General features: G+C 55.8%; 4 protein-coding genes and 3 pseudogenes. All 7 read left to right on the top strand.

What is annotated here, in order from left to right:
• Positions 1-1207 (top strand): FHIPEP family type III secretion protein (locus CPT76_RS16450; RefSeq protein WP_181152880.1); only part of this gene is annotated, 1207 nt, incomplete at its 5' end.
• Complete coding sequence (gene flhF, locus CPT76_RS16445) at positions 1204-2643, top strand: flagellar biosynthesis GTPase FlhF (RefSeq protein WP_105443622.1); 1440 nt, start codon at positions 1204-1206, stop codon at positions 2641-2643. The genes CPT76_RS16450 and flhF, both read left to right, overlap by 4 nt.
• Positions 2640-3334: pseudogene (locus CPT76_RS16440) on the top strand (AAA family ATPase). The gene flhF and the pseudogene CPT76_RS16440 overlap by 4 nt, the downstream one beginning before the upstream one ends.
• Before the next feature lie 35 nt (positions 3335-3369).
• Positions 3370-4743: pseudogene (locus tag CPT76_RS16435) on the top strand (protein-glutamate methylesterase/protein-glutamine glutaminase); the annotation flags it as partial.
• Positions 4742-5284: pseudogene (locus CPT76_RS16430) on the top strand (chemotaxis protein CheW); the annotation flags it as partial. The pseudogenes CPT76_RS16435 and CPT76_RS16430, both read left to right, overlap by 2 nt.
• 80 nt (positions 5285-5364) lie before the next feature.
• Positions 5365-5826 carry a chemotaxis protein CheW gene (locus tag CPT76_RS16425; RefSeq protein ID WP_105443621.1) on the top strand — a complete coding sequence of 154 codons (462 nt, stop codon included), beginning with the start codon at positions 5365-5367 and terminating at the stop codon, positions 5824-5826.
• A 36-nt stretch (positions 5827-5862) separates the two neighbouring features.
• Positions 5863-6155: chemotaxis protein CheC (locus CPT76_RS16420; RefSeq protein WP_374954682.1), on the top strand; the 293-nt coding region annotated here is incomplete at its 3' end.

Raw genomic sequence — 6155 nt, 5'->3', positions numbered from 1 at the left:
GACGATTGCCCTCCTCGGGCTCTTTACTCCGATTCATCTCATCACGACGCTTCCGCTGGCCGGGCTGCTCGCTTTTGCCGCTTACCGGATGCAGCGGAACATGGACAAAAAGCAGATCGAGGTGGAACAGCTGGAAGAGGAACAGCAGATCGAAGAGGTGCGCAGTCCGGAAAGTGTCATCAACCTGCTGCAGGTGGACCCGATCGAATTCGAATTCGGTTACGGATTGATTCCTTTGGCGGATACACAGCAGGGCGGAGATTTGCTTGACCGGATCATTATGATCCGCAGACAGTGCGCCTTGGAGCTGGGACTTGTGGTCCCGGTGATCCGGATCCGCGACAATATTCAACTAAAACCGAACGAATATGTCATCAAAATTAAAGGGAATACCGTCGGAAGCGGTGAATTACTATTAAATCACTACCTGGCCATGAGTCCCGGTTACGATGACGAATCGATCACAGGAATTGAAACTTTGGAACCAGCTTTCGGACTCCCGGCCTTGTGGATTGACGAAGCGACGAAGGATCGCGCGGAGCTTTCGGGCTATACGGTAGTGGATCCGCCGTCCGTTGTGGCGACCCATTTGACCGAGTTGATCAAAAAGCATGCCCACGAGCTGCTTGGACGGCAGGAGACGAAAACGCTGGTCGACAATTTGCGCGAAAATTATCCGGTTCTCGTCGACGAGCTCATTCCGTCGGTGCTGGCGATCGGAGATGTTCAGAAAGTATTGGCCAAGCTGCTTCGTGAGAAAATTTCGATTCGGGATTTGGTGTCGATCTTTGAAACGCTGGCCGATTACGGCCAATATACGAAAGACCCCGATGTGCTGACCGAGTATGTGCGGCAGGCATTATCCCGCCAAATTACGCAGCAGTTCTCAAGGGAAGGCGAGACGCTCAAGGTCATTACAGTAGGGCCAACACTGGAGAAAAAGATTGCCGACAGCGTCCAGCAGACGGATCAGGGGAGCTACCTGGCGATGGATCCTGTTTCTACCCAGACGGTGTACCAGAAGCTCAGCGAGCAGATCAACCGCCTGCTTCAATCGGGACAGCAACCCATTTTGCTTGCCTCGCCGACCATCCGGATGTATTTGCGCCAGGTGATCGAGCGGACCATGCAGGATATTCCGGTTCTTTCTTACAGCGAGCTTGAACCCAATGTAGAAATTCAAAGTGTCGGAGTGGTGAACTTATGAGAGTAAAGCGATATGTGGTCGATACGATGCCTGAAGCTATGCTCCAAATCCGCAATGAGCTGGGCAGCGATGCCGTCATTCTGAGCACGAAGGAGACCAAGCTGGGCGGCTTCCTGGGCATGTTTAAGAAGAAAAAAATCGAGGTCATCGCCGCGGTGGAAGCAGACGAACAGGCGAATACATCAACGAAACAGCGGCAGGCGCAGGCCCCGGCTCCTCAAAAGGCGGCCGTCCCACAGAAGGCCGTGCCGCAGGCATACAAGAAGACCGCCGAGCTGACCCTTGCCGCAACCGGCGCCAAGGTTTCTGCTGATCAAGCCCAGCCGGTGGCCGCTCCTGCTCGACCGGAGCCTCGCGGGGCGGAGATGACATCCGTTCAAGCCGGCCAGGGCGTGACCCAGACGGCAGGCTATGGGGAATCAGCAGCTGCGAACGAGACGCCGCCTTCCAACGTAACGTTCCCTCTTTCGGAACGGGGGCAGATCACCGGAGCGCTCAACCGCTCTGAACAGCCTCAGCCGGCGGGGGAAAGAGAGCCGGAGGCCAGAAACAGCGTGGAGGCCAAGCTGCTGGAAGAGCTGCAGGAAATGAAGGCGTGGATGGCCAAAATCTCCCGCCAGTCGATGATGAAGCAGCAGCTGCCGGCTGTGCTGGAGAAGCTGCAGGAGCGGTTGATCCAGCAGGAGGTCGACTTTGACCTCATCGAGGAGTGGATTACCTCCTCCTTCGATCATTGGGAAGAGAGCGGCCGGACGCTCGGGGATGCGGAATTGTTTGCACATGTACGCAGCCAGGTGCTGGCGTTCCTGTCGGAGCGGTTTGGCGGAGGCATTGCCAACCGCACTCGGATCGTCTATGTCGCAGGTCCTACGGGGGTCGGCAAAACGACGACCATCGCCAAGCTGGCTGCGGAACAGCTGCTGCGTTTTCACCGGAAAGTTGGCCTGATTACATCCGATACCTACCGGATATCGGCGGTTGACCAGCTGCGGACGTACGCCTCCATTCTGAATGTCCCGCTGGAGGTGGTGCAGTCGCCCGGTGATATGCAGCGGGCGTTTCAGCGCCTTCAGGACTGCGACATCATCCTGATGGACACGGCCGGCCGCAACTATCGTAACGAACTGCTCGTCTCGGAGCTGCAAAGCCTGTTTTCCGCCATAACGGACCATAGCGAAACCTATCTGGTGCTCAGCCTGACATCCAAGAGCCAGGATATGAAGAAGATCACAGAACACTTCAGCAAGTATGGGCTGGACAAGGTGATCTTCACCAAGCTGGATGAGACCGGAAGCTGCGGCTCCGTCTTTAACCTGATCCGGGAATACCCGCTGTACCTGTCCTACATGACCAACGGCCAGAACGTGCCTGAAGACCTTCTGCTTCCGGACAGCAAGAAGCTGTGCGGTATGCTGCTTGGAGAAGAGGCGCCATGATGGACCAGGCACAAGCATTAAGGGATTTGATCCGGCAGCAGGGATCCGGCGGGAGAGGAGCCGAAGCCGGAATGGAACCCAGGCTGACCGGGAAGGGGAAAACCGCCAAGCTGATCACCGTCACGAGCGGAAAGGGAGGCGTAGGCAAATCGAACTTTACGCTCAACTTTGCCCTTGCCCTGCAGGCGATGGGACTGAAAGTGCTGGTGTTTGACGCCGATATCGGTATGGCCAATATCGATGTACTGATGGGCATCTCGCCAAAATTCAACCTGTACCATTTGCTCCAGCGTGAGAAGTCGGCGAGCGAAATCATCGAGAAGGGACCACATTCGTTGTCTTTTATCGCCGGCGGCTCCGGGTTATCCGAGCTGCTGTCACTCTCCGAGCAGGATCTGGCTTATTTTACGGAGCAGATTGAAGGACTGGCAGACGAGATGGACTATATCATCTTCGATACCGGCGCGGGGCTGTCCAAGGAGAACCTGAACTTTATCCGTTCGGCGGATGAATGCCTGGTTGTGACCACACCGGAGCCGACTTCAATCACCGACGCCTACGCTTTTGCAATGCAGCGAAGGATCTGCAGCGGATCGCATACCGTTACTTGCTCGTACCGGCTCCCCCGGAACCAAGTGCCTTGACAGGAATCAAAGGGTTTATGCATAAATGGCTTCGTCGTACAAAATGATTTTCTGTACTAAGGAACAGAGGTGAACAAGCGGCATGACGCCATACAAAGTCATAGTAGTGGACGACTCGGCTTTCATGCGGAAGATCGTATCCGATATCATTGAAAAGGATCCCGCATTTCGGGTCGTTGATACGGCTGTTAACGGAAAGGAAGCCGTAGACAAAATTATAAGCCAGCAGCCGGACCTCGTTACGATGGACGTGGAGATGCCGGTGATGAACGGACTCGAAGCGCTTACGGTCATTATGCAGGCGCATCCGCTGCCGGTAATCATGCTGTCCGGCATCAATGAGGCCGGCATGAGGGAGACGATCAAGGCGCTTGAAGCCGGAGCGTTTGATTTTATCCGCAAGCCGTCCGTAGCGCATGCGCAGCAGATCGATGACGTTCGGGATGCCCTGCTTGAGCAGATGAAGGCAGCTATGGCGGCCAAGGAACGGAGAGCGCTTTGGAAAGCGGAGGAAGAGAAGCGGAAGAACAAGCCCACCGCGGCTGCACCGGTTTCAACGCCAGTCCTGCCAAAGCTTGGGCGGAAGCGTCCGCTCCCGGACCTGGCGAAAGAAACCGGTGCTCGTAACGGGGCAGCCGCGCAGGAGAGCGCCCCCGATAAGGAGGTTGTCCTGCAGCAGCCTGACAAGCCCAGGGCGACGAAGCTTTCCAAGCCTGGAGCAGGAAAGAAACATCAGGACTCCCCGAATAGCAGGACAACGCGCGAACTGACGAACCAGGTGCTGGAATCCGCTCCTTCGGCGCAAGAAGCGAAAACAACCAAGCCTGCGGGAACGGATGCCGCCAAGCCCAGCCGGACAGCGGAGGGCAGGGCAGCAACCGCGTATACACAGCTTGTTGCGGTCGGCTGCTCCACCGGCGGACCGCGGGCGCTGAAGACGCTCCTTGAGGGCATTCCGGCCGATTTTCCGGCACCCGTTGTCATCGTGCAGCATATGCCGCCCAATTTTACGAAATCCCTCGCCCAACGGCTGAATACGTTCAGCCCGCTGACCGTGGTTGAAGCCGAGCAGGGAATGGCATTGGAGCCAGGGTTCGCTTATATTGCCCCGGGTGGCTATCATACGAAAATCGTGCCGGATCAGAGCCGGGGCTTAATGATCTCGCTGACGGAGGAGAGTCCGGTGGGCGGCCACCGTCCGTCGGTGGATGTCATGTTCGAATCCCTGCTTGAGCTCCCATCCCTGAAACGCCACGTGGTGCTGATGACCGGGATGGGAAGCGACGGGGCAAAGATGATGAAGCGGCTGTACGATGCCGGGGTTACCAGCACGTTTGCGGAGAGCGAGGAGACCTGCATCGTATACGGCATGCCGCGTTCCGCAGTGGAACTTGGCTGCGTGAGTCATGTATTACCGCTTCACAATATTGCCGCAGGGCTCGTCCAGGCTGTAGGCAACGGAAAGCGACGTATCGGGCCGGGGAGTCGGACTGGATGTCGTGAAGGCAAAGATCACTTCGCTCGGCGGGCAGGTGACCATTTATTCGACACCGGGGAAAGGAACGAATTTCTCGGTGCAGCTGCCGCTCACCCTGTCGATCATCGCCGCGATGCTCGTGAAGATGGGATCCGAGAAATATGCCATCCCGCTCAGCTCGATCGTGGAAACCGGCATCGTTAAGAAGGAACAGATCCGCCAAGTGCATGGCAACAAAATGGTGGATTTCCGCGGATCGATGATCCCGCTCATTTCGCTGAGCCGCATTTTTGAAGTTCCTGACTTTAATGAAGAGGACGAAAGCGAAACCGAGATCATCGTCATCCATAAGGGAGACCGTTTGGCGGCTTTGGCCGTCGACGAATTTATCGGACAAAACGAAATCGTCCTGAAAAACCTTGGCAAGTATCTGCCGCAAATCAAAGGAATTTCGGGGGCAACCATTCTGGGCGACGGCCAGGTGGCCTTGATTCTGGACCCGAACGTCTTCATTAAATAGGAAGGTTTGCGATAAAGGAAGGCTTGCGGCGACAGTAAAGAATTGCAAATACGCCGCATTTAAATAAGGAGGTTTAGGGCATGGGAGAAGATATCAAAGTCATTGTATTTAAGCTGGGCAGTGAAGAGTACGGAATCGAAGTCGACAAAGTCCAAACGATTGAGCGCATGCTTCCCATTACACGCGTTCCGAAGACATACACGTTCGTTAGGGGCGTCATTAACCTGCGGGGCGTCGTTATTCCGGTGATCGACCTGCGGGGACGCTTCGGCCTTCCGGAAACCGAACATACGGACCAAACGCGGATCATTATCGTGGTGGTAGGCGAAATGGAAGTCGGCTTTATCGTCGATTCGGCCAATGATGTCATCGATCTGAACAGAGACCGGATCGAGACTCCGCCGGAAGTCGTCGGAGGCATTAAGGCCAGATACCTGGACGGCGTGGCAAAAATCGGCGATGACCGTCTGCTCATCATGCTGAACTTGTCCGAGGTGCTCAAGAAGAGCGAAATCATTCAGCTGGAAAGCCTAGAGGAGTAGTTCGTGGAGGTCTTTAAGCATTTTAAGGAATTCAAAATGGATGTCCTGAAGGAAGTCGGCAATATCGGGGCGGGCAATGCGGCAACGGCGCTGTCCCGCCTGCTCGATAAGCCGGTCGATATGGCGGTTCCCAAAGTGCAGCTGCTTCCCTTTGAAGAGATTGCCGACAGGGTCGGCGGGGCCGAGCGAATCGTCATTGCTATTTTTCTCAGGGTGGAAGGTGACGCTCCAGGCAATTTGTTCTTTATTCTAAGCCCGGAAGCAGCCAAAAGCCTGCTGAAGAGGCTGGCCGGCATGCAGGTCGACCAGGACGGGATGTTCGATGAGAT

The sequence above is a fragment of the Paenibacillus sp. AR247 genome, from assembly GCF_002968895.1.
Taxonomy (GTDB): domain Bacteria; phylum Bacillota; class Bacilli; order Paenibacillales; family Paenibacillaceae; genus Paenibacillus_AQ; species Paenibacillus_AQ favisporus.
Note: the sequence above shows the minus strand (reverse complement) of the source record. Positions and strands in the feature narration are given on the sequence as shown.

What these genes read in the sequence shown, in the direction of transcription:
- flhF (WP_105443622.1), top strand. Translation starts at nt 1,204, where the DNA reads ATGAGAGTAAAGCGATATGTGGTCGATACGATGCCTGAAGCTATGCTC.
- CPT76_RS16425 (WP_105443621.1), top strand. Translation starts at nt 5,365, where the DNA reads ATGGGAGAAGATATCAAAGTCATTGTATTTAAGCTGGGCAGTGAAGAG.